This is a genomic window from Arcobacter denitrificans (SeqCode), assembly GCF_048571185.1.
Lineage (GTDB): Bacteria > Campylobacterota > Campylobacteria > Campylobacterales > Arcobacteraceae > Arcobacter > Arcobacter denitrificans.
In genome coordinates, this window is record NZ_CP182350.1 from 1,335,449 (window position 1) to 1,359,966 (window position 24,518).

The following is a 24,518-nucleotide window of genomic DNA, read 5'->3' on the forward strand; positions in this document are numbered from 1 at the left end:
TATTATACTTTTTTTTATGTAAAAAAAGAAATAAGATTTTTTATGATATAATTTTTAAACTAATTTTAAGTGGAATTTTTAAAGGCTTTAATTATGAATATAAATAGTTATGAAGAACATGTAGGTATAGTAAAAGAATTAAAAATGGCAGATAGTTTTTATGAAGTAAGAGAACCTTATAAAGATAGCTTTGAAGAACTTTATAATAAAGCAAAAGATGAAAAAGTATCTATTTCAAATGCAAAAGAGTTTTTGAACTCTTTATCAAAAGAGGAGTTAAGCACTCTTCAACACTATACTCTTCTTGCAGATGATATAAATGTTGATTCTTTAAGTGATGAGGGTGCTTATAATCTACTTTTACACCATTATGAAAAGTACGATTTTGATAATGATGGTTTAGTTTCAAATGGTATATCCAAAGGTATGGGCTTTATTCCAATTAATATACCAAATTCTGATAAAGAGCTTTTAGTAGAATCTCTTAATGAACTTGATGAAAAAGATAGATTTTTATCAATGGCTATGTTATTTCCAATGCCTATGTTAAAAGAGGAAAATGGAGAAATCATTCAAGTGGGAAATAAAGAAGAGTTTGATTATGACTATATATTGAATAGAATAGATGGAATTCTAAACCCACCACCAGGATCGTACTCAAGTCCTGAATTAAAATCGACTTTTAGACTTTTTAAAGAAGTTTTAGAAAGAAATTATGAAGAGTTAGTTCAAAAAAGTGAACAAATTAATACTGATATTGCAAATAATACAACTTTAATGAAAGCTAAAATAAATAGTTAGTTCCATTAATTTTAGATATACTTTAGATATATTTTATTGTAGGTAAGAAATCCTTTATCATATAGTTTCATGTATATTTATAACAAGGAGAAAGATTGAATGTTTTCTTTTTTTAATAGATTGACTGCGATATTATCAATTAAGCAAATTATAATTAGAACAATTATATTAATTACTTTGGTTCTCTCTTCTATTATAGGTATGGTTTTTTATTCTATTTTGACTATGAATGAAAATCAAAAAGCAATTAGTAAAATTTTAGATATCGAGAAACAAAATACTTATATATTAAAGATACTGGGAACAGTGTTAGAAACAGAAACTGATATATTACTTGCTAAAAATGAAAAAGATTTTGAACGAATAGATTCTCAACTTTTTGATTTAGATAAGATAGTGAAATTTCAAAGACTAAAAGAAAGTAAGTATAAATCTGAATATAACCCTTTAATCAATGAGTTGGAAGAGAGTTTGGCTTATGAAATCAAACTTCAACAAGACTTCTTTTCTGCAGTTTATACTTTATATATTTACAAACAAGATTTAAAAAACTATTTATTTAAACTAGAAGAAGTAATCAATGAAATTCATGAAAAAATAAATGTTATATCTGAGCATTCTCCATCATTAAAAGATAATTTATTTGATTTAGAAAGTTCGACTTTTAATCTTTTCACTTTGTTACGAGATATTATGTTTGTAAATTCTTTAGTGGAAATAAATGAGATTAAAAAAAATAAGTTGGAACAAAGTTATTTAATAGTAGGTAGCTTTTTAGAAGAACTACGAATAAATGCAAAAAATGATTCTGTAGTATCAAATTTGGTTAATACTATCAACTTGAGCTTGGTTAATATTGATAGTATTAAAAACTCTTTTATTTTGTTGCGACTCAATATGTTTAACCAAGAATCCAATTTAGAAGAAATTATTGCAAGTAGAACATATCAAATAGCAGTTATTACAAGTAATATTAATAAAGCTACTGAAATTACAGAGAAAATTATTTTAGATAGTCTTGTTCACTCAGATGAAATCACAACAAGAACTATTATTACAGCAGTTTTAATAGGTATATTTTCATTTTTAATTTTGACTTTTATTTCAATAATTTTGGTTGCAAGAGTTAATAATCCTTTGGAACATATTATTAAAATGATTGATGATATTTTAGCAAATAAAGTAAGCCTTTCTAAAGATATAGAAGTAGAATATAATGATGAATATAAGAAGTTAGTAGATGCCTTTAATCAAATGACACGTTCAATTGATAAGAATATTCAAAGCTTAAAAATGAGAGATGAAGAGATTTCTTTATTAAATAAAGATTTAGAAAAAAGAGTAGAGTTACGAACAGAAGAGTTATTTGAAAAGAATCAGAAAATAACTGACTTATTTAATAATGCAAAACAAGGTTTTTTGTCTTTAGATAGGAGTCTAACGGTAGGTAAAGAGTATTCAAAAGAGTGTGAAAAACTTTTAGGGAATGATATTTTTGGTAAAAAGGTAGATGAACTTTTTGATTTTGAATCATCTGAACAGAAGCTTTTTTTTAATAAAACATTACTAGATATATTTAATGAAAAAGATGAGATAGTTCAAAATTCTTTTATTGAATTATTACCTAAAGAGTTTATTATAAATAGAAGAGCTATTTCTATGGAATATAAAAGATTAAATGATGAAAAGTTTATGATAATACTTACAAATATAACCCATAAGAAAAAGCTTGAACAGAAAATAAAAAAAGAACAACAGTTGTTAAAAATGATTGTAACAATTATAAGTGATACAACTCAGTTCTATGAACTAATAAATGATTTTAAAAGCTTTGCTAATAATAAGCTAAAAATTTTTGATATAAATAATAGTGCTTTGTTTAACTTGAGTGAAATATATAGAGAAGTCCATACTTTTAAAGGTTTGTTTTCACAAGTTTATATGTCAAATAGTGTTAAAAGGCTACATACTTTTGAATCAGAAATTTCAGAGTATATAAAAGATAAAAAATTTACAAATAAAGAGTTAGGCAAATTGCTAGAAAAAAGTGATTTCTTATCTTGGATAGATGATGATTTAGAAATAATAAAATCTATTTTAGGGAAAGAGTTTCTTGATGAAGATTCTGTTGTAAAAGTTAATGAAGATACTATAATTCATTTAGAAAACAAGATAAAAGAGTATTGTAAATTAGATAGAAAACATTTAAATAATTATGAAGACATATTATTCGAAACACAAAGATTAAGGTTAAGAACATTGTATCAAGCATTAACTCCTTATCCAAAGCTATGTGAAGAACTAGCAAATTCTTTGGATAAACAGATATATCCATTTAAAATTCTAGGGGAAGAAACAATTGTTTTACCAACAGACTTTAAGCTTTTTGTTAAGTCATTAATTCATATTTTTAGAAATTTAATTGATCATGGTATTGAGGATATTGAGACAAGATTAGAACAAGGTAAAAATGAAAAAGGAACTATTGTTTGTAGCTTTAAATTAGAAGGTGATTTTTTAACTATTTTAATTTCAGATGATGGAAGAGGAATAGATAGGAATAAAATAAGAAAAAAAGTAGAAGAACTTAATCTTCTCCCTTTAGAAGAATTTGATAAAATGAGTGATGAAAAAGTTTATGATTTAATATTTCATGATTCATTTAGTACAAAAGAAGAGATAACAGAACTTTCTGGAAGAGGGATAGGGATGTCAGTTGTAAAAAATGAATTAATTAAAATAAATGGAACTGTTCAGATAAAAAGTGTAATAAATGAAGGAAGTACTTTTATTTTTAAACTTCCTTATGGAAGAAAGTAGAAGGAGATTGAAAATGCATGATATATTTAGAGAGATTTTAATACCGATTTCGAATAGATTAAGAGATTATTTAAAAAATGATATGGAGATGGAAGTCTTAGATGAAAAATCAGAAGTTATGGATTCAGAACACCTTGTATTAAAAGAAAATACAGTCTTTATTGGGACAGGAGGTTCTGTACAACTTTTTATTACGATGGGATTTGAAAAAGAACTTTTGGAAAAACTTGTAAAAAAATTTTATTGGGGAGAAGAACTTGAAGATAAAGAATTTCTGGAAATGCAAGAAAGCGTTGCTTGTGAAATTAGCAATACTGTAATAGGAAATGTAATAAAAAATCCTGTTGATAGTAGCATTATTAGTATTTCTCCACCTATTTTAATTCATGATGCTAAATCTTTGACTAAGTATAAAAATTCTATTATGTTAAAGACAGATATAGTTACTGATATAGGGAATGTGCAAATGGCAATAATTGGTCCTCAGGAATTATTTTTAGATAAATTAGATTTAAAAGGAAATATAAAATGTTAAATATTCTTATCGTTGATGATGCTTTAGTTATTAGAAAGAATTTAGCAAAGTTTTTTAATGATTTGGGACATAAAATAATAGCAGAAGCAAAAAATGGAGCAGAAGCTGTAGAACTATGCAAAACGCAAAAAGAAAAAATTGATTTAATTACGATGGATATTACTATGCCTGAAATGGATGGTATTGAGGCTACTAAACTTATAAAAGAAGTTTTGCCAGATGTTAATATTGTAATGATTACTTCTCATGGGCAAGAAGAACTTGTATCTGAGTCTTTAAAAGCTGGTGCAAAAAACTTTATATTAAAACCAATAACAGAAGAGAAATTAGAGCAAGTACTTGGAAAATTATTTAAAGAATATGCAAAAGAAGAAGATGATGAATTAATCGATGAGGACTAAAAATTTAAACAAATAAAATGGTAAGATAAGGTATCTTTATTCTTACCAATATTATATTTTATTAGTCAATTGTCCAAGGTTCAGGAGTTCCTACTACTTTAAATACTTTGTTGTTTACAGCATTACAAACATCAATTGCAAGGTTTACTAAACCACCATAAGCTCCATAACTTACCTTTTTCTCTTGGTTTACATCTACAAAGGCAACTTTTTTCTTAATAGCTGTATATAAACTTCTTCCACCTGCAAGTAAGATATCGATGTTATGTTCATCTATTAGTTTTGCTTGTTCTGTTCCTGGGTCTGTTATAAGAATTTTTACATATTTAGCACAGATTTCTTTATCTTCTAAGGTTGCTTTTTTTACAGATGTTGCAACTACATCTATACCAATATCTTGTAGTGCTGAAGCTATTGACCAAGTTTTATTTCCACCTGTATTTAAAATAGCTTTTTTGCCTTCAAGTATTTTCTTATATGGGATTAGTGTCTCTTCAAGTTTTGCTTCTTCTTGGGCGATTACTTCTTTTGCTTTTTTGATAAGCTCTTCGTTTCCAAAGGCATTTACAATACTCATAATAGCATTTGAGGTGTCACGTTTCCCATAAAAAGAGATGCTTATATATGGGATATTATATTTTTCTTGCATTTTTCTTGTTAAACTTATAAGTGATTTGGCACAAACTATTACATTTAGTTTTGCTCTATGTGCCATTTGAATATTTTCAACTCTTCCATCACCTGCAAGTGTAGAGACTACTTTTATCCCTATTTTTTCTAAGATTGGAGTATATTGCCACATATCACCAGTAACATTATATTCTCCAATTAGATTTATTCCAAAAGGATGTATTAGTTCAGGTTCTTTTGTACCTATTAGTTGGTGTAAAACTGACTCTCCACCAAGTCTTGAACCAAGATTTTTCCCTCCAACAAAACCTGGAGAGTGAATAACAACTACAGGGATTTTATGTTTCTTTTCCATTCGATTGCATACATTATCCATGTCATCACCAATCATGGCAGTTACACATGTCTCATATACAAAGATAGCTTTTGGATTTTTATTTTCAACAATATAATCAATAGACTCTTCGAGTTTTTTATCTCCACCAAAGATTACATCATTGGTATTTACATCTGTTGTATAACCACTGACTGTATTATTATCTCCCTCATGTGAAGTTAGAGTAGCTCTTGTTTCCCAAGATGCTCCAATACAAGTTGCAGGTGAATGTACTAAATGAACAACATCAGCATAAGGGAAAAGTGCAATTTGAGATCCCTCAAATGCACACCCACCACTTGTAGCACCTGGTTTTGGCTTATCACAAGATGATTTCTTCTCTTTATTGTGTGAACAATCACTTTCGCTTAGTAGCTCTTGAATTAATTTTTTATTTACCATATTCTATTCCTTAAAAGTGTCCCACTTTTTAGGGACCTTTTCATCTTTGCCTACTTTTTAGCAGTGGATATGAAATCCACTTAAAAGTAGCAAAATTCTAAAGAGAACAACGAGTTGTCCTTTTTGGATTGTCTATTTATCTTAAAAGTTGCAATTTCCGTTCCTTTTCAAATAAAGGAATAGATTTTGCATAGATAATTTTATAATTATTTAAAGGATTTCAAATGATAGCTATACCATTAAGTAAAGAAGACTCAACAGTGATTTCAGATTTATATGGAAATGCACCGCATTTTGCCCTTCTTGATTTAAGTTCAGGTCAATTTAGTGTTGTAGAGAACAAAGGCTGTGGAAATGGAATGGATACTGCAAAGTGTGTAAAAGATTTAGGTGCTGCAAAGACTATCTTTTATCATATGGGTGAAGGTGTATTTAATACTTTAGAAAAGAACAAAATAAAAGTTTATAGTGCAACAAAAGTTTTTTTAACTATTGAAGAGATATATAGAAGCTTTTTAAATGATACTTGTAAACTTGTAACAAAATCAAATTGCGACACTTTATTAGATCCTGGAACATCATCTTGTTCTTGTGAATGCGATAAAAATTAGTAAAGGTTTAAAATGGCTGTAATTATTACTGATGAATGTATCAACTGTGACGCTTGTGTTGATGAGTGTCCCGCAACTGCAATTGTAAGTGCAGATGATTCTCCTCTTGCTGAGGCTGAATTCACTTATGTAAAACCAGAAAAGTGTATTGAGTGTGTGGATTGTTTAGTTCCAAAGTGCTTTGATGTATGTCCAACTCCTGGGGCTATTGCTTGGGATATGCCATATATCCAAGAGTATGATGAGTATTATCTTCAAAGAGATGAAGAGGGTATTTATAAAATCAGAGTTCATAAAAAAAATGGTATTTATTCACCTGCAAATCAACCAAGACCTTTTAGGGAAGTAGTTGATATGCAAGATAGAGTTGATTATAAGCCTTTAGAGTTTTAGTATGGAAAAAGATTTAGATTATTATCTTTCATTAAACTATCCTTTTGAGTGTTACAGCGGTGAGCATGAAGTTGGAGATGCTTTTTTGGTGGAGTTTTTTGATTTTGATATAAAGGCTTCAAGTGAAGATTATGATGAGGCAGTTGAAATAGCCCATACATATCTAGAGGAACATATTAAAAGAGAATTAAAAGCAAATAGGGAAATTCCAAACCCAAATGAAGGAAGAAGATTTATGAAACATAGAGAAGCACTAGCTGCATACAAAAGTAAAGATTACGATAAGGCATATGCTATTTGGCAAGAAGAAGCAAAACAAAAAAATGACCAAGCAATGACAAATTTGGGTTTAATGTACCTAAAAGGTGAAGGTGTAGAAAAGGATTATTCTATTGCTAAAGATTGGTTTGAAAAAGCAAGCTCTTACGATAATGATTCTGCAAACTTCAACTTAGCACTTATGTATCAAACAAAAATAGGTGTTGAAGAGGATATGGAAAAAGCAAAAGAGTTTTTTAGACGTGCAGTTAGAAAAAACCATACTCAAGCAGCTTTTAGATTAGCACTAATTTTACTTCAAGATAGACAAAGTATTGACGGAGTAAAAGAAGGCTTTGATTGTATGTTAAGAGCTGCACAAAATGGTCATACAATGGCAACTATACAATTAACGGGTATAGATAAAGAGTTGGCTAAAGATGTTGAGTTAAATGACCATTTTAGAGCTCAAACTATGGAAAAACAGCTAGAAGTTATAAATGATACTTTGGATAGATTTATAAGACCTATTTTACTAAAAGATGGTGGAAATATCCTTTTAATTGATTATGCAAATGAGCCAGAAATAGAAGTAAGACTTGCTTATCAAGGTGCTTGTGTTGGCTGTTCTATTGCTAGTACTGGAACATATGAGATGATAAAAGGTACTTTAGAAAAAGTAATTGATCCAAGGGTTAGGATATTTATATTATGAGAATTGCATTTGCTTCAAAGGATAATATTCATATTAATCAACATTTTGGTTGGTGCAAAGAGTTTTATATCTATGAAATAAAAGATGATAGTTTCTCTTTTATAAAATCAGTTGATTCTTCCATTGAAATAGAAGATGAAATTGAGAAGTTAAATTACAAAATTGAGTGTTGTGAAGGTTGTGATATTTTATATGTACAACAAATCGGACCAAAAGCATCACTTATGGTAAAAGCTTCAAAAATATTCCCTATGCAATCAAGTAGTGAAAATGAAAAGATAGAAGATATTTTAAATAAACTAATTAAAATGAAAGAGAACCCTCCCATTTGGATGAGAAGGTTAATAGGTTAATAACATGTATTCAAATAACCCTATAGAAATCGCACCAAATATCTACTTTATTGGATCTTTTGATCCAGATATTAGAACTTTTGATATTATTATGAAAACAGCTAATGGTTCATCATATAATGCATATTTAATCAAAACAGATGAAGGTGTGATTATTTTAGATACGGTTAAATTAGAATTTCAAGATGAGTTTTTTAAAAAAGTTGAGTCTTTATGTTCATATGATGAGATTAAATATGTTATTTCTCACCATCTAGAACCAGACCATGCAGGAGCAATTCCAGAACTTATGAATAGAGCACCCCAAGCAAAAGTTCTAATCTCTCCCCAAGCAACACCTATGTTAAAAGCAATCACAAGAAATGAAAATATTGATTTTGAAACTGTTTGGACAAACAAAAGTTTAACTTTAGGTGATAAAACAATCAAATTCCTTACAACTCCATACTTACACTGGCCAGAGACTATGAGCTCTTATGTAGTAGAAGATAAGTTACTATTTTCAGGAGATGTTTTCGGAAGTCACTATCACGATAGAAGACTATTTAATGACTTAGTAGGAGATTTTTTTTATTCTTTTAAATACTATTATGACCACATTATGAGACCTTTTAAATCTTATGCTCTAAATGCAATCAAACTATATGATAAACTTGAAATAGATATGATAGCAACACTGCATGGACCAATATTAAGGGAAAATCCAAAGCAATATATTGACTACTATAGAAAGTGGAGCCAAGATAACTATAAAGATGTATCTCATGGAAAAAAAATCCTATCAATTTTTTATCTAACAAGTTATAAAAATACTAAAGATATGGCAGAAGCTATATTTGAAGGTGCTGAAAGTGTAGATGGAATCATCGCCAATGTTTATGATTTAGCTTCAATAGAAGAGTCAAATATGATAAATATACTTGAAGAGAGCCAAGGTATATTAATAGGAACTCCTACAATCAACGCAGATGCTCCAAAACCAGTTTGGGATTTACTATCTTGCATGATGTTATTGGAAAAAAGAGGAAAAACTGGTGGTGCCTTTGGCTCTTATGGGTGGAGTGGAGAAGCTGTTGATATGATAATACATAGATTAAAATCACTAAACTTTAGAGTCCCTCCTGTAGAATCAATGAAAATAAAACTAATACCCACTTCCGAAGAACTTGCACAGTGTTATGAGTATGGAGTAGAGTTTGGTGAAATAGTAAATGGAAAAATGCTGGAAATGACTATGAATTAGATGAATAAAATGGAGATGAGTATAAATAACTGACTAAAACTATTACTCATCTCCAATTTATTTGGAATAATTAAATAAAACTCTTCTTTTTAACTCACTTTATACCTCAACAACAAATTTATAGACTAATTTTTATTTATTATTTGACATAAGATTAGATTTATTGATATTATACTCATATTTTGATGATTGAGGAAAAATATTTGAATAGATTATTTGATAGAAATGATAACTTAGCCATTCTTATAGCGGGTATTTTTGCTGTAATTATTGGTCTTGGTATCTCAAGGTTTGTTTTTACTTCATTGATTCCAAATATGTTAGAAGATTTTTTAGATATTACCTTTGCTGGTATTTTAGCTTCTCTAAATTTTGCAGGCTATTTAAGTGGTTCGATTCTATCAATTTTTATAAAAGATATAAATCAAAAAGTCATACTTTTTAGAATAGGTATTTTCATATGTATTATTAATACCTTTGTTTTAGGTATTACAACAAATGAAACTATCTGGATAATCTCAAGACTATTGGCTGGTTTTGGGGGAGCTATGGCTTTTGTTGTGGGTTCTGCAATTGTTATGACAAAACTGAATATGCAGAGTAAAACCAAAGCCATGGGAATACATTTTTCTGGTATAGGATTTTCAATCTTAACTACTGATTTGATTAATCGGGCAGTTTTACATTTTAGTAACTCTTGGCAAATCTCATGGATAGTTTTAGCTGTTTTTGGGATTGTTATCTCTATATATTCTATGTATATTTTATCCTTTGACAAGAAAGTTGACACAAAAATAGTAAAACACAAATTTGACAAATCAATTTTTACATTTTTTGTAGTTATTTTAATAATTGCATATTTTACAGAAGGTGTAGGTTTTGTAGTTCAAGGAACGTTTTTACCTGATATTATAAACACTTTGCCTGGGCTTCAAGGTTATGGAAATCTAACTTGGACACTTGTTGGAATAGCTGGGATTCCTTCTTGTATTATTTGGTTAAGACTTGCTCATAAATATGGAAGTGTAAACATAATAATTATAGCTTTATCTCTTCAATCAGTGGGGATTTTAATACCTACTTTTACAAATAATATTTATCTAAACTTATTAAGTGGAGTTCTTTATGGTGGAACTTTTGTAGGATTGGTTGGTTTGTTTATGACTTTAGGTGGTCATTTAGCAAAAGGAAATCCGGTTGTACTAATGGGTGCTCTTACCACATCTTATGGAATAGGACAAGTTATCGCACCACTTTATAGTGTATATTTAATAGAAAAGTTTGGTAATTATGATTATGCTTTATATTTAACAGCATTTATTGTAGTTTCTGGGATTGTACTTTTACTCTTTGCAAAAAGGTTTCAAACCCATAAACTTTAGAGTTTTATGATAGGTCACTAAGAGTTGACACTTTATAAACCACATCTTTAAGTTCATTTAGCTTTTTTACAATATCACTATTGCAGTGTTCATCCATTTCAAATCTTGTCTCCATGAAATCATATATGTTGTCGATATTTGAAAAAACTTCTTGTAAAAGTTGTTCTTTAATCTTTTCTTGAATACTCATTTTATTTCCTTTAGTTTAAAATCTAAAATTTTAGTTAAATCAAATCCACAAAACTTATTAGAGCCAATTGCAATAAGAGGTCTTTTTATTAATATGGGATTAGAAAGCATAAGAGATAATATCTCATCTTCAGAAGTGTGTTCTACATCTAGCTCTTTATTCTTTACAATAGGAGCATTAGGATTTATACAATCTTTTATACTCTTTTCTCCCAAAAAGTCTAGAAGTTGATTTTTTGAAAAATTTGTCTTTAGTAAATTAGTACTAATAACATTAAAACCAAAATCAATCAATCTCTTCTTTTGTTTAGTGTTATTTACACACCCTGGTTTTTCGTAAAAAATTATTGGAATCATATTATCTCCTTATATAAGTACTCTATGCATTTTTTATTCCCAGAAACTTTATGGAACGCTATATGCATAAGCTACTACATATAATTAAAAAGGAGATACTATGAGTTGTTCTTGTACATCAAGTAGTACGCAAGAGGAATTACAACAAGAGGTTATGGATAAGATTAACAATCATCCATGTTATTCTGAGGGTGCTCATCAACACTACGCAAGAATTCACGTAGCAGTTGCACCTGCTTGTAATATACAATGTAACTACTGTAACAGAAAATTTGATTGTTCAAATGAATCAAGACCTGGTGTTACATCAAATAAGTTAAGTCCTGAAGATGCAGTTAAAAAGGTATTATATGTGGGTGGAGATATTCAACAACTTTCAGTTGTAGGAATCGCAGGACCAGGTGACGCACTAGCAAACCCTAAAAAAACATTTGATACATTTAGAATGCTTCACGAAAAAGCACCTGATCAAAAACTATGTTTATCAACAAATGGACTAAGACTTCCTGATTATGTTGATGAGATGGTTAAATACAACGTTGACCACGTAACGGTAACTATTAATTCAGTTGATCCAACTGGTGAAATTGGAGCTAAAATTTACCCATGGGTACACTGGAATCATGAAAAAGTATTTGGGGCAGAGGGTGCAAAAATTCTTTTAGAACAACAACTAAAAGGTATCAAGATGCTTACGCAAAGAGGTATTTTGGTAAAAGCAAACTCTGTTTTAATCCCTGGAGTTAATGAAGAAGAGTTAGTAAATGTTGCTAAAAAACTTAAAGAATTAAACGTATTCTTACACAACATTATGCCACTTTTATCAAAAGAAGAGTATGGAACATATTATGGACTAAATGGACAAAGAAGTGCAACAGACCAAGAAGTAATGGCTGCACAAGAAGCATGTGGTATGGATATGAAACTAATGAGTCACTGTAGACAATGTCGAGCAGATGCAGTTGGATTGATTGGTGAAGATAGAGGAGAAGAGTTTACTCCTGATGTTTTCCAAAATATGTCTTGGGAAGAGTTACAAGACCAATATAACATGGAAGCAAGAGCTAAAAAACATGAAGTTATAGAAAACTGGAGAGCAGCACTTGATACTGCAAATGAGCGAATCAAAATAGAACAAGCAAGTAAAGAAGAACTTAGTTCTACTGGTGAGACTAAATTAGTAGCAGTTACAACAGCTGGTGAAGGAACAGTTAACTTACACTTTGGTAATGCTACAGAGTTCTTAATTTATGAAGTTGGAGATAAAGCTATCAAATTTGTAATGCATAGAAAAGTTGAAAATGCTTACTGTAAAGGTCCTGAGGATTGTGATGGTTCTTATCCAATTGAAGAGATTAAAAATACGCTAAATGATATTGATATTTTATTAACAGAAAAAATTGGTGGATGTCCTCAAGATGAGTTATCTCAAATCAATCTTATCTCTGATGATTCATATGCACTTCAACCAATAGAAAAATCAGTATTTGCAGCAGCACAAAAGTATTTCTATAGTGATGAAGTAAAATCTCAAAAAGAGTTAGGGTAAGCCCTAGCTTTATTTTATGAATCCTAAAATATTTTTAGGGAATAGTTTTTGCATGTTTACTTATAATCCAACAAAAGGTAAATATTATGTTTCTTATTAATGATACTACTTTAAGAGATGGCGAACAAGCACCATACGTAGCATTTAATACACAAGAGAAACTTGATATTGCCCAGAAACTTTATGAAGCGGGCGCTGATGAACTAGAAGTTGGAATTCCAGCAATGGGAAAAAAAGAGCAAGATGATCTTAAAGAGATATTAGCTTTAAATCTTCCTATTCAAATAATGAGTTGGAATAGAGCAACAATGTCTGACTTGGAAGCCTCTTTAGGGTGTGGCTTAAAAGCGGTTGATTTGTCTATTCCAGTTTCAGATATCTTAATCGATGTAAAATTTGGTGGAGATAAACAAAAAGTTTTAGCACAACTAGAAAAAGTTATTCTTGAAGCTAAAAAAGAAGGCTTATTTGTTTGCATTGGGGGAGAAGATTCAAGTCGCGCGGATTTGGACTTTTTAAAAGAGATTTTAGCCTTAGGTAAAAGTCTTGGTGCAAATAGATTTAGATATTGTGACACTGTTGGAATATTAACTCCAACAAAAACTTATCAAAATATTAGTGAGCTTACAAAGTTAGATTTACTTGATATTGAGATGCATACCCATAATGATTTTGGTATGGCAACAGCAAATGCAATTTCAGGTTATGAAGCAGGAGCAAAAAGTGCCAATACCACGGTTATTGGATTGGGTGAACGCGCGGGAAATGCATCCTTTGAACAAGTACTGATGACTTTGGCAAGACTTCTTGGAAAAAATACGCAAATAAAATCTGATAAATTAAAAGCACTTATTCAAACGGTAGGATTAGCTTCAAATAGAAGAATTGATACTAACCTACCTATTGTGGGAGAGTATATTTTTTCCCATGAGTCTGGTATTCATGTAAATGGAATGATGAAATCAAAAAGTGCCTATGAACCATTTACTCCTATGGATGTTGGGCTAGAGAGATGTTTCCCTATTGGAAAACACTCAGGAACTTCAACACTACTTTTTCATCTACAAGCATTGGGGATAAGTCCTACAAAGGAAAGTTTACAAAAGATATTGCCATTGGTTAGAGAGATTGTTACAAATAGAAAAAAAGTCTTAGAGATAAAAGAATTGGAAGAGTTATACTTATGTTCGTTGGATATTTAAGAAACAATTTTGAAGAAGAGCTTTCTTCAATAATAGAAAGTGATAAGCTTTTTGACCTAGAGTTATTAAAACAGACTTATGAGGTATATCCACAATACTGTTTTGCTGCTTATGATGAGGGTAAAATAGTTGGAGTAATAAGTGCATATGATTTTAATAAACATGTTTTTATAAATGTTATAAACGTTTTAGATACACATAAAGAGGTACTAACAAGATTTATAAAACTTTTAGTTCAAAATGTCTCAAGTATGAATATTTATGTTTTAGTTGAAGATAAATTAAGTACATATTTTACAGCATTTAAGTTCCAAGAACACTCAAAGTTTTTGAGATATATGCATAGTGGAGAAGCTGTTGCCTTTAATTTTTCAAACTCAACAGCAAAACAAGTAAGTGGGGAAGATTATGCGAATATCTCTAGAGAGATAGATAGAAAAGTATTTTTAGATGATAGAGAAGAGTATATAAAAAAAGATTGTGTTTTTTCAAACTCTTTAAAACTTTCTACTACAAGTGGTTTTATGCACTCTTATGTTGTAAATAAAAGATACATAAGAATATCACCTTGGCTTATGCAAAATGAATCTTACTTAGATGCTGAAAAGCTTTTAAGAGGAGTTTTGTACTATCGAGGGTTAAAGAAAATCTTTGCTTTTGTACCAAAAGATATAAAAGAGATAAGTGAACTCTATGAGAGTTACAAATTTAGAAAAGATGCAAATTTTACTTTGCTTTATTTAGGTGAAAAGCCTCAGATAAAATTAGAGAATTTGTACGCAATTTAATAAAAGGATAATAGTATGTCGAATTTAACACCTGAGCAAAAAGAGAAGAAAAAAGAGTTAGCAAAATATAAAAGAAAAGTTGTAGAAAAAGCTGGTGTTATGCACGATATAGTTGAAGATACAATTTGGACTGATTATGTAAAGTTGCCTCAACTTAGTGAAGAGATAGGGGTAGCCATGAAAGATGTTGAAAGTTTTTTAGACGAACATCCTTATTTAAGATAGAATATTATGGAAGATTTAAAATATAAAATTATTTGTGAGTGTGGACAGATGTCAGCTCTTGATGCAGTAAAAATATTTGAAACTACAGATCTTCCATATAAGAAAGCTAAAAAGTTAGTGACAGGATGTAATAAAACCTGTTGTAGAAAACCTCTTATGGCATTGTTTAATATGGTTGACTTTGGATTTGTTGATTATGAAGAAGTATCCTTTTTAATAGATGCAATGAATGATAGATTAAAGGGACAAAATGAGAAGTAAAATTGAAGATTTTATTAGATGGGTTCATACAAACGGACTAAGCGCTTTCATTTCCACTCATATTGATGATATAAATGGGATGACTCATTTGGACTTATCAAAAAAGAAAATCCGAGAAATCCCTGAGTCCTTTAGTGTCTTGGAAAACCTAACAGTTTTAAAGCTGTCAAATAATAGATTAACAAAGTTACCAAATTGTATAGGAGACTTTAAATATCTAAAAAACTTACAATGTGAAAACAATCTATTAAAAGAAGTTCCAAGTAGTATTGGAAACTTATCTAAGCTTATGATTTTAAATCTAAATGGAAATAGATTAGAAAAGCTTCCAAAAGAGATATATGACTTAAAAAGTCTTACAAGATTAACTCTAGCTGCAAATAAGATTAAAGAGTTGCATAAGGATTTAGAGAAGTTAAATAAGCTTTTATATTTCTCTTTAGATACTAATGAGCTAGATGAACTACCAGATAGTTTTTCTAAGATGAAATCTTTATATTATTTGGATGTTTCATTTAATAATTTAACTAAATTACCCAACTCTATTTCTCAAATAGAAGAGTTACAAACTCTACTATTAGAGGGAAATCAAATAGATGATTTACCTTCTTTAGAATCACATGATATGCTCATAAAACTTGATTTAAGTGAGAATTCCTTGAAGTCATTGGATTTTAATGTTAGTAAATTAGAAGATTTAAAAATTCTTATTTTGGATAATAACTTTTTAACAACACTTCCCAATGAGATATGTGAATTAAGCAATTTAAACAACTTAAGTATAAGTTCTAACTCTCTAATAAGACTGCCAGAAAATATTGGAAATCTTCAAAACCTCGAAGAGTTGGATATCGAAGATAACAATATCAAAAAACTGCCAGAGAGTTTTACAAAGCTAAAAAAGCTAAAAAACCTCTACTTAGCTGATAATAATAGTTTAGAAAAACCAGAGGGAATGGAATTTGAATATTGTGATTTATAGTAAAAAGATAACAGTTTAGAAAGGAGTTTTTGATGTTAGATTTAGAACTTATGGAAAAAGAGGTTTTAGCCCTTTTGACAAAACATGCAAATGATGACTTTGCAAAAGAGAATTTAGCTCCTCTTATTGCAAGAACTTCTATAGAGATGGGACATCTTTATTCTGATTTGGGATTACCAAGTAGAGAAGAGATGGGAAAACTCATGAGCGCAAATTTTAGCTCACTAGCCAAACTAAAACCTTCAGATGTAAGATGGAAAAAGTATCTGTATGATTGTATTGCTAAAACAGCACCTGCTTGTGCTAAATGTACTGATATCTCAAACTGTTTCCACTGCTCTTTAGCTTCATAAATTATTCTAAGAACTTATCATGTAAGTCTTTGTTTTTAGAGTAGATTTTATATAAAACACCTTCATAATTGAATTCTAAGTAGTTCGCATGAAGCCATAATCTATGGCAACCACTTACCTCTTTTCTTTTCTCTTCATCTAAAACTCTATCTAGATACGCATCTGCAAACTCATCTTCTACCCCATAAATTGGGTCACCCAATATGGCATGGCCTATTGAATAAAGATGTACTCTTATTTGATGTTGTCGCCCAGTTACGGGTATAGCTTCCACAAGAGTTAAATCTTTTTTCTTATTATAGTTGATTGGGTTGATTATTGTTTTTGATTTTTTACCTTCACTTCCTGCTGCCATTCTCACCCCAATATTTTTGCCCTCTTTTTGTATGGAAGTATCAATTGAAACAGACTCTTTTAACTCACCTTTTACTATTGCTAAGTAAGATTTTTTGTATTTTTTCTCTTCAAACATTAATTTTAGCTTAGATTCTATATCCCTATCTTTTGCACACATTATTAATCCAGAAGTTTCCGCATCAATTCTATGTACTAAGTTGGCATCAGGGCCGAAATGATAGCGCACTTCGTCTAATAAACAGTATTCTGTATTTTTACTTATGGGATGAACAACAATTCCAGAAGGTTTTTCAAATATAGCAAAGAAATTGCTTTGAAATAGTGGTTTTAAGCCCCTTGTATGACCTTCAAATTGTGCCATATAAATCAAGTCAGAATCAATGATGTCCCCATACTTTAAAGTATTGAAAGCTTCATCAAAAACTCTTCCTTTACTAATAGACTTTTGCGCTGTAGACGTCTTTATCTTGAGATTTTTGACTAAATGCACTTGGATTTTTTCTCCTGAAAGTGCTGGGTATTCTTTTAAAATGAACGGCAAAACTATATCCTTAAATTAAGTAAAAATTAACCAAAAATTAATAAGATTCTTTGACTAAAGTAGATAACATATCATATTAAAAAAAATCGAAATTTATGATAAAAATACAAAAAATTTAAAAAGTGCTACAAGGAATTTATGAATGGTTGAAAGATACGCAAGAGAAGAGATGAGCTCAAAGTGGACTCAACATGCAAGATATGCTGCATGGCTTGAGGTAGAAAAAGCAGCAGTGAAAGCCTGGAATAAAATTGGGCTTATTCCAGATGCTGATTGTGAAAAAATAGTAAAAAATGCTACGTTTTCAGTTGAAAGAATCGAAGAAATCGAAGCTGTTACGAAACATGATTTAATTGCATTTAATACAAGTGTATCTGAATCACTAGGTGAAGAGTCAAGATGGTTTCACTATGGTATGACTTCATCAGATGCTGTTGATACAGGTGTTGCAATTCAAATGAGAGATTCTTTAGAAATCATCATTGAAGATGTAAAGATGTTACTAGAATCTATTGAAAAAAGAGCACAAGAGCATAAGTTTACGTTGATGGTGGGTAGAAGTCATGGTATTCATGGGGAGCCTATTACTTTTGGTTTAACTTTAGCTGTTTGGTATGATGAAGTATCAAGACACCTTAAAAACCTTGAAGAGACTATGGAAGTTATCTCTGTGGGACAAATCTCTGGAGCTATGGGTAACTTTGCTCACGCACCACTTGAGCTTGAAGAGTATGCAATGGCAGAGCTTGGACTTAAACCAGAACCTTGTTCAAATCAAGTAGTTCATAGAGATAGATATGCAAGACTAGCAACTACTTTAGCACTTCTTGCAAGTTCTATTGAAAAGTTTGCTGTACAAGTAAGACACCTACAAAGAACAGAAGTATATGAAGCTGAAGAGTATTTTGCAAAAGGGCAAAAAGGATCTTCTGCTATGCCACATAAAAGAAATCCAATATTAACTGAAAATATTACAGGTCTAGCACGTATGATTAGAGCATATGCAACACCTGCAATGGAAAATGTTGCCTTATGGCACGAAAGAGATATCTCACACTCTTCAACAGAGAGATTTTGGTTACCAGATGCTTTTATTACAAGTGATTTTATGCTTCATAGAATGAACAATGTAATTGCAAACTTAACAGTTATGCCAGAAAATATGATGAAAAATCTAAATCAAACTGGTGGATTAGTGTTTTCACAAAGAGTACTGTTAGAACTTCCAAAAGCTGGAGTTTCTAGAGAAGATGCTTATAGAATAGTTCAACGAAACGCAATGAAAGTTTGGGAAGAGATACAACAAGGTAAACCTACAACAAATGAAAAAGGTGAATCTTTATATTTACAATATTTATTAGGGGATGAAGAGTTGAGAAATTCTTTATCTGAAGAGCAAATAAGAGAGTGTTTTAATTTTGACTACTACACTAAAAATGTAGATGCAATTTTTAAAAGAGTTTTTAAAAAATAAAAAAATCTATTTAAAGGTAATACGATGGCTTTAATGATTCAGAAGAGAAATGGTAGAAAAGAGGTTTTAGATATAACTAAAATCCAAAAGATGACAATTGCAGCAACACGAGATTTAGAGGGTGTTTCTCAAAGTGAATTGGAACTTGATTCACAAATAAAGTTTATTGATGGGATGAGTTCATCTGATATTCAAGATGCCCTATTAAAAACAGCAATTGAAAAAATCGATATTGATGTTCCAAATTGGACTTTTGTTGCAGCAAGATTGTTTATATTTAATTTATATCATAGAGTGGGAAGAACGACAAACAGTGTAAAAGGCGAAGCTTACTCACATATGAGTGATTATATAAGAATCGCTCAAGAAGCTGGAAGAATGATTCCAGGATTAGAGAGTGGATATGATTTAGATGATTTAGATAGTTATTTAAAGCCAGAAAGAGATTTACAATTTAATTACCTAGGTATTAAAACTTTATATGATAGATATCTAATTAAAGATAGAAATTCTGAGCCAATAGAGTTACCACAACATATGTTTATGGGTATTGCTATGTTCTTAGCACAAAATGAAGATAATAAACAAGAAAGAGCAAAAGAGTTCTATGATGTTGTTTCAAAATTTGAGGTTATGCTTGCAACTCCAACATTAAGTAATGCAAGAACAAACAGACACCAATTATCATCTTGTTATATAGGTTCAAGTCCTGATAACATCGAAGGTATCTTTGATGGTTATAAAGAGATGGCACTATTATCTAAGTTTGGTGGTGGTATTGGTTGGGATTGGAATCAAATCAGAGCCTTAGGTGGAGCTATTGATGGTCACAAAAGTGCAGCTGGTGGTACTGTTCCATTTTTGAAAATCACAAATGACATTGCAATAGCAGTTGACCAATTAGGTACTAGAAAAGGGGCAATTGCTGTTTATTTAGAGCCTTGGCATATGGATATCTCTGATTTTCTTGACTTAAAGAAAAACTCAGGGGAAGAGAGACGTAGAGCTCATGATTTATTCCCAGCACTTTGGATTTCAGATATTTTTATGCAAAGAATCATGGAAGACTCACACTGGACACTATTTGATCCAAATGATGTAAAAGACTTAAGTGAACTTCACGGTGAGGCATTTGAGAAAAGATACATAGAATATGAACATGATGATTCAATTGTAAAAGAGAGAATCAAAGCAAAAGATTTATGGAAGAAAATTTTAACTTCATATTTTGAATCAGGTTCTCCATTTTTATGTTTCAAAGACAATGCAAACAGAGCAAATCCAAACGGACACGTTGGACATATCAGAAGCTCAAATCTATGTACAGAGATATTCCAAAACACTAACCCAAATAGATATAAGATAAAATTAGAGTTTGAAGATGGTGTAATAGAAGTACATGATGAAGATGATACTATAAAAGTAGATTCAGGAATAGTTAAAAAAGCAAATAAAGTAACCGCCCTAGACTCTATTGGTGGTAAAAAAATCTTTATAGTTGAAAAAGAGAAAACAGATGGAGATACTGCTGTATGTAACTTGGCTTCTGTTAACTTAAGTAAAATCCATACAAAAGAAGATATTGAAAGAGTTGTTCCAACAGCTGTTAGAATGTTAGACAATGTTATTGACTTAAACTTCTATCCTCTAAGAAAAGTAAAAGCTACAAACCTAAAATCAAGAAGTATTGGTCTTGGTGTTATGGGTGAGTCTCAAATGCTAGCAGAAGAGAAACTTGCTTGGGGAAGTTCAGATCATCTGAAAAAAATTGATAAAGTAATGGAATCTATTTCATACAATGTAATCAAATCAAGTTCAGAACTTGCAGTTGAAAAAGGAAAATACCCTACGTTTGATGGCTCAAACTGGTCAAAAGGTATTATGCCACATGACCATGCTCCACAAGCTGTAAATGCTTTAGTAGACAAAGATTTATTTGATGCTGGGTATGATTGGGATGCTCTAAGAGAACAAGTAAAAAAAGATGGTATGAGAAATGGATACCTTATGGCTATTGCTCCTACTTCATCAATCTCTATTTTAGTAGGAACTACACAAGCAATCGAACCAGTGTATAAAAGAAAATGGTATGAAGAAAACTTATCAGGACTTATTCCTGTAGTTGTTCCAAAACTTAGTCCTGAAACATGGTCTTATTATACACCAGCTTATGATGTAGACCAATTGGATATAATAAAAGCAGCAGCAGTAAGACAAAAATGGATTGACCAAGGGCAAAGTACAAATATCTTTATGTCTTTAGATAAAGCAAGTGGTAAGTATATGCATCAAATTTATACTTTAGCTTGGCAATTAGGTCTAAAATCAACGTACTACCTAAGAAGTCAATCACCAGAGGCTGCAAATGATGTGGAAGATAGAAGCATGGAGTGTTCAGGTTGTCAATAAGATAATCTGATTTCCCATAAGAAGAAAAATAAAATAAGGCAAAACAGTGGCAAGAAAAACTATATACAATCCCGAATCAAAAGAGAGTTTAAACGATAGAAGAATTTTTGGTGGTAATCCAGATGGTATGATAAATTTCACTAGAATGAAATATCAATGGGCAATAAATCTATGGGATACAATGGAAGCAAATACTTGGTTTCCTAGAGAAGTTCAAATGACAGGTGATGCAAAGGATTATAAATACCTTACACCTGCTGAAAAAAGAATGTATGATTTAGTTTTATCACAACTTATTTTTATGGATTCGTTGCAGACAAATAACTTAATGGATAATATTAACCCTTATATAACAGTTCCTGAAATCAATGCTTGTCTTTCAAGACAATCATATGAAGAAGCAAACCACTCAAAATCATATGCTGTTATGGTTGAGTCAATTTCTGACAATACAGATGAAATCTATGACATGTGGAAAAATGACACTCAATTAAGAGAAAAAAACAACTACATAGCAGCAGTTTATGATAACTTGTCTGAGAATATTACAGATGAAAAGATGGTTTTAGCAATGTTTGCAAATCAAATCTTAGAGGGATTATATTTTTATGCAGGTTTTGCAGCTATGTATGCCTTAGGAAAATCAGGGAAGATGCTAGGAAGTTCACAAATGATAAAATTCATCCAAAGAGATGAAGTAACACACCTACTACTTTTCCAAAACATGATTAATTCTACAAGAAAAGAGAGACCAGAACTGTTTACTCCTGAGTTAGAGCAAACAGTAAGAGGAATGTTCAGAAAAGCAGTTGAACTAGAATCATCATGGGGAGCATATATCACACAAGGGCAAATCCTAGGTTTCACAGATGGAATCATCACTCAATATATTCAATACCTAGCAGATAAAAGATTAGATGCAGTAGGATATAAACCAGAGTATAATGTTAAGCACCCTATTCCATGGGTAGATGGATATAGCAGTTTCAATGACCAAAGAACGAATTTCTTCGAAGGAAATGTAGTTAACTACTCAAAAGGAAGCATCGACTTCGACGACTTTTAAAAAGGAGATTTTCTAATCTTTCTTTTTGCTAATCTCTGCGTTGGCGGAGTAGATTTATAAACTCACTTACTTTAGTAAGCTCCTTCATAAATCTACTCCACCGCCTTGACCTTAACAAAAATAAACATCATAAAATCTCTTTTTATTCAATATAATTATTCTCAACTAAAAAGTTTTCACCTTTGTCTGATAATTTATATCCAAGAATAATTTTATTATTAGAAGTATGTTTATTTGCCTCATTAATATAATTTTTACTTTTTAACTGTTTTATTAAATATTTAGTTTTTAATTCATTAATATTTAGTTTATTTTTTATTTCATCTAATGTAAATAATTCTTTATAATCAGGTACATAAAGTTTCATTGCTTTATCTTCTAGTTCATCAATATTAGGCTTCATATTATTGATTTTTTGTTCTAAACGAGAAATTTCTTCTTCTTTACTATTTAGTTTATTATAATAATTATCTAAATCAATTCTAGTATTATTTATTTCATTATCTTTAGAAGTTATTGTTTTTTCAAATGATTCAATTTTTGATTGATATTCAAAGATTAAAGTATCTTTTTTCTCCATAGAGGATTTTAATTTCAATATTTCACTATCTTTTTTTTGAAACTTATCATCGAAACTTAATTCAAGCTCTGTAAATTTTTGTTGTAGTTCTCCAAACTCTTTTTTTGTAAGAACTTTTCCATTGCTTATTTCTTTTAATTTATTTTGATGCCAAATCCAAGCTTTATGAATAAGATTACTAATAAATGGGAAAATTAATATATATAGTAGTGTTATAATCATAGGAATTAATAATCCATTTATTGGAATATTAATTCCTAGAACAGTTAAAATATCTTCTTTATATAATTTATCTATTTCTGTAAACTTGATATTAGATTCTAATTTTTCATCAAATAATATTACGATTATTTTATAATTAAGAATAATCCAATAAAAAATAAAGGCACCAATAAGTGGACTTGTAGTCCGTTCATATAGACTTGCTTTAAATGAGTTAACTATATCTTTCATTAATATTCCTAAATTAAGTTATTAAGATAATAGCAAAAAAGGAATTAAAAAATTTCAATAAAAAACATAAAAACTAAAACACCAAAGAAATCCCAGCCTTTGACAACTCGGCTGGTGGCTTTTTGTCTTACTTTTTAACACTAAAAAGTGAGAAAGTGAAGAACTTGTTCTTCAAGAGAATATTGCAATTTGCAATAAAATATAATCTAATAAATTATTAATGTTAAACTTCTAAAAATATATAGGAGTTTACATGCAAAACTTTCCATCTGTACAAATACAATCAAAGATTTATCATATAAGAAATAAGCAAGTTATGATTGATAGTGATTTAGCAGTTATGTATGAAGTTCAAACAAAAAGATTAAAAGAGCAAGTAAATAGAAATATTGAAAGGTTCCCAGATGATTTTATGTTTCAGTTAACTAGTGAAGAGTTTGAAATCTTGAGGTCGCAAAATGCGACCTCAAGTTGGGGAGGAAGAAGATACATGCCATATGTTTTTACAGAACAAGGGGTTTATATGTTAGCGACTGTTCTAAAAGGCGATATCGCAAGAGATGTTACCATATTAATTATGCGTACATTTACAAAAATGAGAGAGTTTTCTTTATCTTATGAAAATGTTATAAAAGAGATAACTAACATAAAAGAAGATAATAAACTTCATAAAGAAATCACAGATGAAAATACTAAAGATATAAGATTAGCATTGAAATATCTTCAACAAATTTTAGAAGATACAAAGGAAACAGAAGAGAAAGTTATGGGTTTTAGAGTTTAAAATTAAACAAACCCTAAATCCCTTTAGT

26 protein-coding genes are annotated in these 24,518 nt (G+C 30.1%); 21 read left to right on the forward strand and 5 right to left on the reverse strand.

From position 1 onward, the window contains the following. Window positions 1-93 precede the first annotated feature (93 nt). The 4 genes from ACNI28_RS06680 to ACNI28_RS06695 all read left to right on the forward strand — a co-directional run bounded on the left by ACNI28_RS06680 (window position 94) and on the right by ACNI28_RS06695 (window position 4,557). Window positions 94-801, forward strand: coding sequence for a hypothetical protein (locus tag ACNI28_RS06680; RefSeq protein WP_419763492.1), 708 nt, complete (start codon window positions 94-96; stop codon window positions 799-801). 99 nt (window positions 802-900) lie between these two features. Beyond that, on the forward strand, window positions 901-3,621 hold the full coding sequence (locus ACNI28_RS06685; RefSeq protein ID WP_419763493.1) for an ATP-binding protein: 2,721 nt from the start codon (window positions 901-903) through the stop codon (window positions 3,619-3,621). 13 nt (window positions 3,622-3,634) lie between these two features. Beyond that, window positions 3,635-4,156, forward strand: coding sequence for a chemotaxis protein CheX (locus tag ACNI28_RS06690; RefSeq protein ID WP_419763494.1), 522 nt, complete (start codon window positions 3,635-3,637; stop codon window positions 4,154-4,156). After that, the gene (locus tag ACNI28_RS06695; RefSeq protein WP_419763495.1) at window positions 4,150-4,557 is read left to right on the forward strand and encodes a response regulator; all 408 of its coding nucleotides are present in this window, start codon (window positions 4,150-4,152) and stop codon (window positions 4,555-4,557) included. Before ACNI28_RS06690 ends, ACNI28_RS06695 begins: the two co-directional genes overlap by 7 nt. 61 nt (window positions 4,558-4,618) lie before the next feature. Here ACNI28_RS06695 and ACNI28_RS06700 read toward each other — a convergent pair whose 3' ends face one another. Further along, complete coding sequence (locus tag ACNI28_RS06700; protein WP_419763496.1) at window positions 4,619-5,965, reverse strand: nitrogenase component 1; 1,347 nt, start codon at window positions 5,963-5,965, stop codon at window positions 4,619-4,621. Window positions 5,966-6,189: 224 nt separating this feature from the next. Here ACNI28_RS06700 and ACNI28_RS06705 point away from each other — a divergent pair, with 224 nt between their 5' ends. From ACNI28_RS06705 to ACNI28_RS06730, 6 genes are all read left to right on the forward strand, one after another. After that, window positions 6,190-6,576, forward strand: coding sequence for a NifB/NifX family molybdenum-iron cluster-binding protein (locus ACNI28_RS06705; RefSeq protein ID WP_419763497.1), 387 nt, complete (start codon window positions 6,190-6,192; stop codon window positions 6,574-6,576). Window positions 6,577-6,588: 12 nt separating this feature from the next. After that, window positions 6,589-6,969 carry a 4Fe-4S dicluster domain-containing protein gene (locus ACNI28_RS06710; protein ID WP_419763498.1) on the forward strand — a complete coding sequence of 127 codons (381 nt, stop codon included), beginning with the start codon at window positions 6,589-6,591 and terminating at the stop codon, window positions 6,967-6,969. 1 nt (window position 6,970) lies between these two features. Beyond that, window positions 6,971-7,942 carry a NifU family protein gene (locus ACNI28_RS06715; protein WP_419763499.1) on the forward strand — a complete coding sequence of 324 codons (972 nt, stop codon included), beginning with the start codon at window positions 6,971-6,973 and terminating at the stop codon, window positions 7,940-7,942. Further along, window positions 7,939-8,295, forward strand: coding sequence for a NifB/NifX family molybdenum-iron cluster-binding protein (locus ACNI28_RS06720; protein WP_419763500.1), 357 nt, complete (start codon window positions 7,939-7,941; stop codon window positions 8,293-8,295). The genes ACNI28_RS06715 and ACNI28_RS06720 overlap by 4 nt, the downstream gene beginning before the upstream one ends. 4 nt (window positions 8,296-8,299) lie before the next feature. Then, entirely contained in the window at window positions 8,300-9,538 is a 1,239-nt protein-coding gene (locus tag ACNI28_RS06725) for an FprA family A-type flavoprotein (RefSeq protein ID WP_419763501.1), read from the forward strand. Between the two features lie 203 nt (window positions 9,539-9,741). Further along, window positions 9,742-10,920 carry a YbfB/YjiJ family MFS transporter gene (locus ACNI28_RS06730; RefSeq protein WP_419763502.1) on the forward strand — a complete coding sequence of 393 codons (1,179 nt, stop codon included), beginning with the start codon at window positions 9,742-9,744 and terminating at the stop codon, window positions 10,918-10,920. Between the two features lie 4 nt (window positions 10,921-10,924). Here the strand turns inward: ACNI28_RS06730 and ACNI28_RS06735 are convergent, their stop codons facing one another. Together ACNI28_RS06735 and ACNI28_RS06740 are read right to left on the reverse strand one after the other, a co-directional pair. Further along, window positions 10,925-11,110, reverse strand: a complete 186-nt coding sequence (locus ACNI28_RS06735; protein ID WP_419763503.1) for a hypothetical protein — start codon at window positions 11,108-11,110, stop codon at window positions 10,925-10,927. Further along, window positions 11,107-11,466 (reverse strand): ArsC/Spx/MgsR family protein, encoded by a 360-nt coding sequence (locus ACNI28_RS06740; protein ID WP_419763504.1) that lies wholly within the window; start codon window positions 11,464-11,466, stop codon window positions 11,107-11,109. The genes ACNI28_RS06735 and ACNI28_RS06740 overlap by 4 nt, the downstream gene beginning before the upstream one ends. 100 nt (window positions 11,467-11,566) lie before the next feature. Between ACNI28_RS06740 and nifB the strand changes: the two genes are divergently transcribed. The 7 genes from nifB to ACNI28_RS06775 all read left to right on the forward strand — a co-directional run bounded on the left by nifB (window position 11,567) and on the right by ACNI28_RS06775 (window position 16,826). Beyond that, window positions 11,567-13,015, forward strand: a complete 1,449-nt coding sequence (gene nifB, locus ACNI28_RS06745) for a nitrogenase cofactor biosynthesis protein NifB (RefSeq protein ID WP_419763505.1) — start codon at window positions 11,567-11,569, stop codon at window positions 13,013-13,015. 86 nt (window positions 13,016-13,101) lie between these two features. Further along, window positions 13,102-14,217, forward strand: a complete 1,116-nt coding sequence (gene nifV / locus ACNI28_RS06750; RefSeq protein ID WP_419763506.1) for a homocitrate synthase — start codon at window positions 13,102-13,104, stop codon at window positions 14,215-14,217. Continuing rightward, window positions 14,199-15,005 (forward strand): hypothetical protein, encoded by an 807-nt coding sequence (locus tag ACNI28_RS06755; protein WP_419763507.1) that lies wholly within the window; start codon window positions 14,199-14,201, stop codon window positions 15,003-15,005. The genes nifV and ACNI28_RS06755 overlap by 19 nt, the downstream gene beginning before the upstream one ends. A gap of 15 nt (window positions 15,006-15,020) precedes the next feature. Next, complete coding sequence (locus ACNI28_RS06760) at window positions 15,021-15,230, forward strand: CCE_0567 family metalloprotein (protein WP_419763508.1); 210 nt, start codon at window positions 15,021-15,023, stop codon at window positions 15,228-15,230. A 6-nt stretch (window positions 15,231-15,236) separates the two neighbouring features. Then, a complete protein-coding gene (locus tag ACNI28_RS06765) occupies window positions 15,237-15,491 on the forward strand; it encodes a hypothetical protein (RefSeq protein WP_419763509.1) in 255 nt (84 codons plus the stop codon). Continuing rightward, window positions 15,481-16,473 carry a leucine-rich repeat domain-containing protein gene (locus ACNI28_RS06770; RefSeq protein ID WP_419763510.1) on the forward strand — a complete coding sequence of 331 codons (993 nt, stop codon included), beginning with the start codon at window positions 15,481-15,483 and terminating at the stop codon, window positions 16,471-16,473. Before ACNI28_RS06765 ends, ACNI28_RS06770 begins: the two co-directional genes overlap by 11 nt. Window positions 16,474-16,505: 32 nt before the next feature. Beyond that, window positions 16,506-16,826: a nitrogen fixation protein NifQ gene (locus ACNI28_RS06775; protein WP_419763511.1), complete on the forward strand. Its 321-nt coding sequence runs from the start codon at window positions 16,506-16,508 to the stop codon at window positions 16,824-16,826. A 1-nt stretch (window position 16,827) separates the two neighbouring features. Here ACNI28_RS06775 and ACNI28_RS06780 read toward each other — a convergent pair whose 3' ends face one another. Further along, the gene (locus ACNI28_RS06780; RefSeq protein WP_419763512.1) at window positions 16,828-17,724 is read right to left on the reverse strand and encodes an RluA family pseudouridine synthase; all 897 of its coding nucleotides are present in this window, start codon (window positions 17,722-17,724) and stop codon (window positions 16,828-16,830) included. A gap of 142 nt (window positions 17,725-17,866) precedes the next feature. On the opposite strand from ACNI28_RS06780, the gene purB reads away from it, so the two are divergent. The 3 genes from purB to ACNI28_RS06795 are packed head-to-tail and all read left to right on the forward strand — an operon-like array spanning window position 17,867 to window position 22,673. Continuing rightward, complete coding sequence (gene purB / locus ACNI28_RS06785) at window positions 17,867-19,198, forward strand: adenylosuccinate lyase (protein ID WP_419763513.1); 1,332 nt, start codon at window positions 17,867-17,869, stop codon at window positions 19,196-19,198. 24 nt (window positions 19,199-19,222) lie between these two features. Beyond that, on the forward strand, window positions 19,223-21,607 hold the full coding sequence (locus ACNI28_RS06790; RefSeq protein ID WP_419763514.1) for a ribonucleoside-diphosphate reductase subunit alpha: 2,385 nt from the start codon (window positions 19,223-19,225) through the stop codon (window positions 21,605-21,607). A 46-nt stretch (window positions 21,608-21,653) separates the two neighbouring features. Continuing rightward, window positions 21,654-22,673: a ribonucleotide-diphosphate reductase subunit beta gene (locus tag ACNI28_RS06795; RefSeq protein WP_419763515.1), complete on the forward strand. Its 1,020-nt coding sequence runs from the start codon at window positions 21,654-21,656 to the stop codon at window positions 22,671-22,673. A gap of 142 nt (window positions 22,674-22,815) precedes the next feature. Here ACNI28_RS06795 and ACNI28_RS06800 read toward each other — a convergent pair whose 3' ends face one another. After that, window positions 22,816-23,706 carry a hypothetical protein gene (locus tag ACNI28_RS06800; RefSeq protein WP_419763516.1) on the reverse strand — a complete coding sequence of 297 codons (891 nt, stop codon included), beginning with the start codon at window positions 23,704-23,706 and terminating at the stop codon, window positions 22,816-22,818. 253 nt (window positions 23,707-23,959) lie between these two features. On the opposite strand from ACNI28_RS06800, the gene ACNI28_RS06805 reads away from it, so the two are divergent. Continuing rightward, window positions 23,960-24,490, forward strand: coding sequence for an ORF6N domain-containing protein (locus ACNI28_RS06805; protein WP_419763517.1), 531 nt, complete (start codon window positions 23,960-23,962; stop codon window positions 24,488-24,490). Window positions 24,491-24,518 lie beyond the last annotated feature (28 nt).

What these genes read in the sequence shown, in the direction of transcription:
- ACNI28_RS06805 (WP_419763517.1), top strand. Translation starts at nt 23,960, where the DNA reads ATGCAAAACTTTCCATCTGTACAAATACAATCAAAGATTTATCATATA.
- ACNI28_RS06775 (WP_419763511.1), top strand. Translation starts at nt 16,506, where the DNA reads ATGTTAGATTTAGAACTTATGGAAAAAGAGGTTTTAGCCCTTTTGACA.
- ACNI28_RS06755 (WP_419763507.1), top strand. Translation starts at nt 14,199, where the DNA reads ATGTTCGTTGGATATTTAAGAAACAATTTTGAAGAAGAGCTTTCTTCA.
- ACNI28_RS06715 (WP_419763499.1), top strand. Translation starts at nt 6,971, where the DNA reads ATGGAAAAAGATTTAGATTATTATCTTTCATTAAACTATCCTTTTGAG.
- ACNI28_RS06725 (WP_419763501.1), top strand. Translation starts at nt 8,300, where the DNA reads ATGTATTCAAATAACCCTATAGAAATCGCACCAAATATCTACTTTATT.
- ACNI28_RS06735 (WP_419763503.1), bottom strand. Translation starts at nt 11,110, where the DNA reads ATGAGTATTCAAGAAAAGATTAAAGAACAACTTTTACAAGAAGTTTTT.
- ACNI28_RS06740 (WP_419763504.1), bottom strand. Translation starts at nt 11,466, where the DNA reads ATGATTCCAATAATTTTTTACGAAAAACCAGGGTGTGTAAATAACACT.
- ACNI28_RS06720 (WP_419763500.1), top strand. Translation starts at nt 7,939, where the DNA reads ATGAGAATTGCATTTGCTTCAAAGGATAATATTCATATTAATCAACAT.
- purB (WP_419763513.1), top strand. Translation starts at nt 17,867, where the DNA reads ATGGTTGAAAGATACGCAAGAGAAGAGATGAGCTCAAAGTGGACTCAA.
- ACNI28_RS06800 (WP_419763516.1), bottom strand. Translation starts at nt 23,706, where the DNA reads ATGAAAGATATAGTTAACTCATTTAAAGCAAGTCTATATGAACGGACT.
- ACNI28_RS06765 (WP_419763509.1), top strand. Translation starts at nt 15,237, where the DNA reads ATGGAAGATTTAAAATATAAAATTATTTGTGAGTGTGGACAGATGTCA.
- nifB (WP_419763505.1), top strand. Translation starts at nt 11,567, where the DNA reads ATGAGTTGTTCTTGTACATCAAGTAGTACGCAAGAGGAATTACAACAA.
- ACNI28_RS06695 (WP_419763495.1), top strand. Translation starts at nt 4,150, where the DNA reads ATGTTAAATATTCTTATCGTTGATGATGCTTTAGTTATTAGAAAGAAT.
- nifV (WP_419763506.1), top strand. Translation starts at nt 13,102, where the DNA reads ATGTTTCTTATTAATGATACTACTTTAAGAGATGGCGAACAAGCACCA.
- ACNI28_RS06700 (WP_419763496.1), bottom strand. Translation starts at nt 5,965, where the DNA reads ATGGTAAATAAAAAATTAATTCAAGAGCTACTAAGCGAAAGTGATTGT.
- ACNI28_RS06705 (WP_419763497.1), top strand. Translation starts at nt 6,190, where the DNA reads ATGATAGCTATACCATTAAGTAAAGAAGACTCAACAGTGATTTCAGAT.
- ACNI28_RS06680 (WP_419763492.1), top strand. Translation starts at nt 94, where the DNA reads ATGAATATAAATAGTTATGAAGAACATGTAGGTATAGTAAAAGAATTA.
- ACNI28_RS06690 (WP_419763494.1), top strand. Translation starts at nt 3,635, where the DNA reads ATGCATGATATATTTAGAGAGATTTTAATACCGATTTCGAATAGATTA.
- ACNI28_RS06790 (WP_419763514.1), top strand. Translation starts at nt 19,223, where the DNA reads ATGGCTTTAATGATTCAGAAGAGAAATGGTAGAAAAGAGGTTTTAGAT.
- ACNI28_RS06760 (WP_419763508.1), top strand. Translation starts at nt 15,021, where the DNA reads ATGTCGAATTTAACACCTGAGCAAAAAGAGAAGAAAAAAGAGTTAGCA.
- ACNI28_RS06770 (WP_419763510.1), top strand. Translation starts at nt 15,481, where the DNA reads ATGAGAAGTAAAATTGAAGATTTTATTAGATGGGTTCATACAAACGGA.
- ACNI28_RS06685 (WP_419763493.1), top strand. Translation starts at nt 901, where the DNA reads ATGTTTTCTTTTTTTAATAGATTGACTGCGATATTATCAATTAAGCAA.
- ACNI28_RS06710 (WP_419763498.1), top strand. Translation starts at nt 6,589, where the DNA reads ATGGCTGTAATTATTACTGATGAATGTATCAACTGTGACGCTTGTGTT.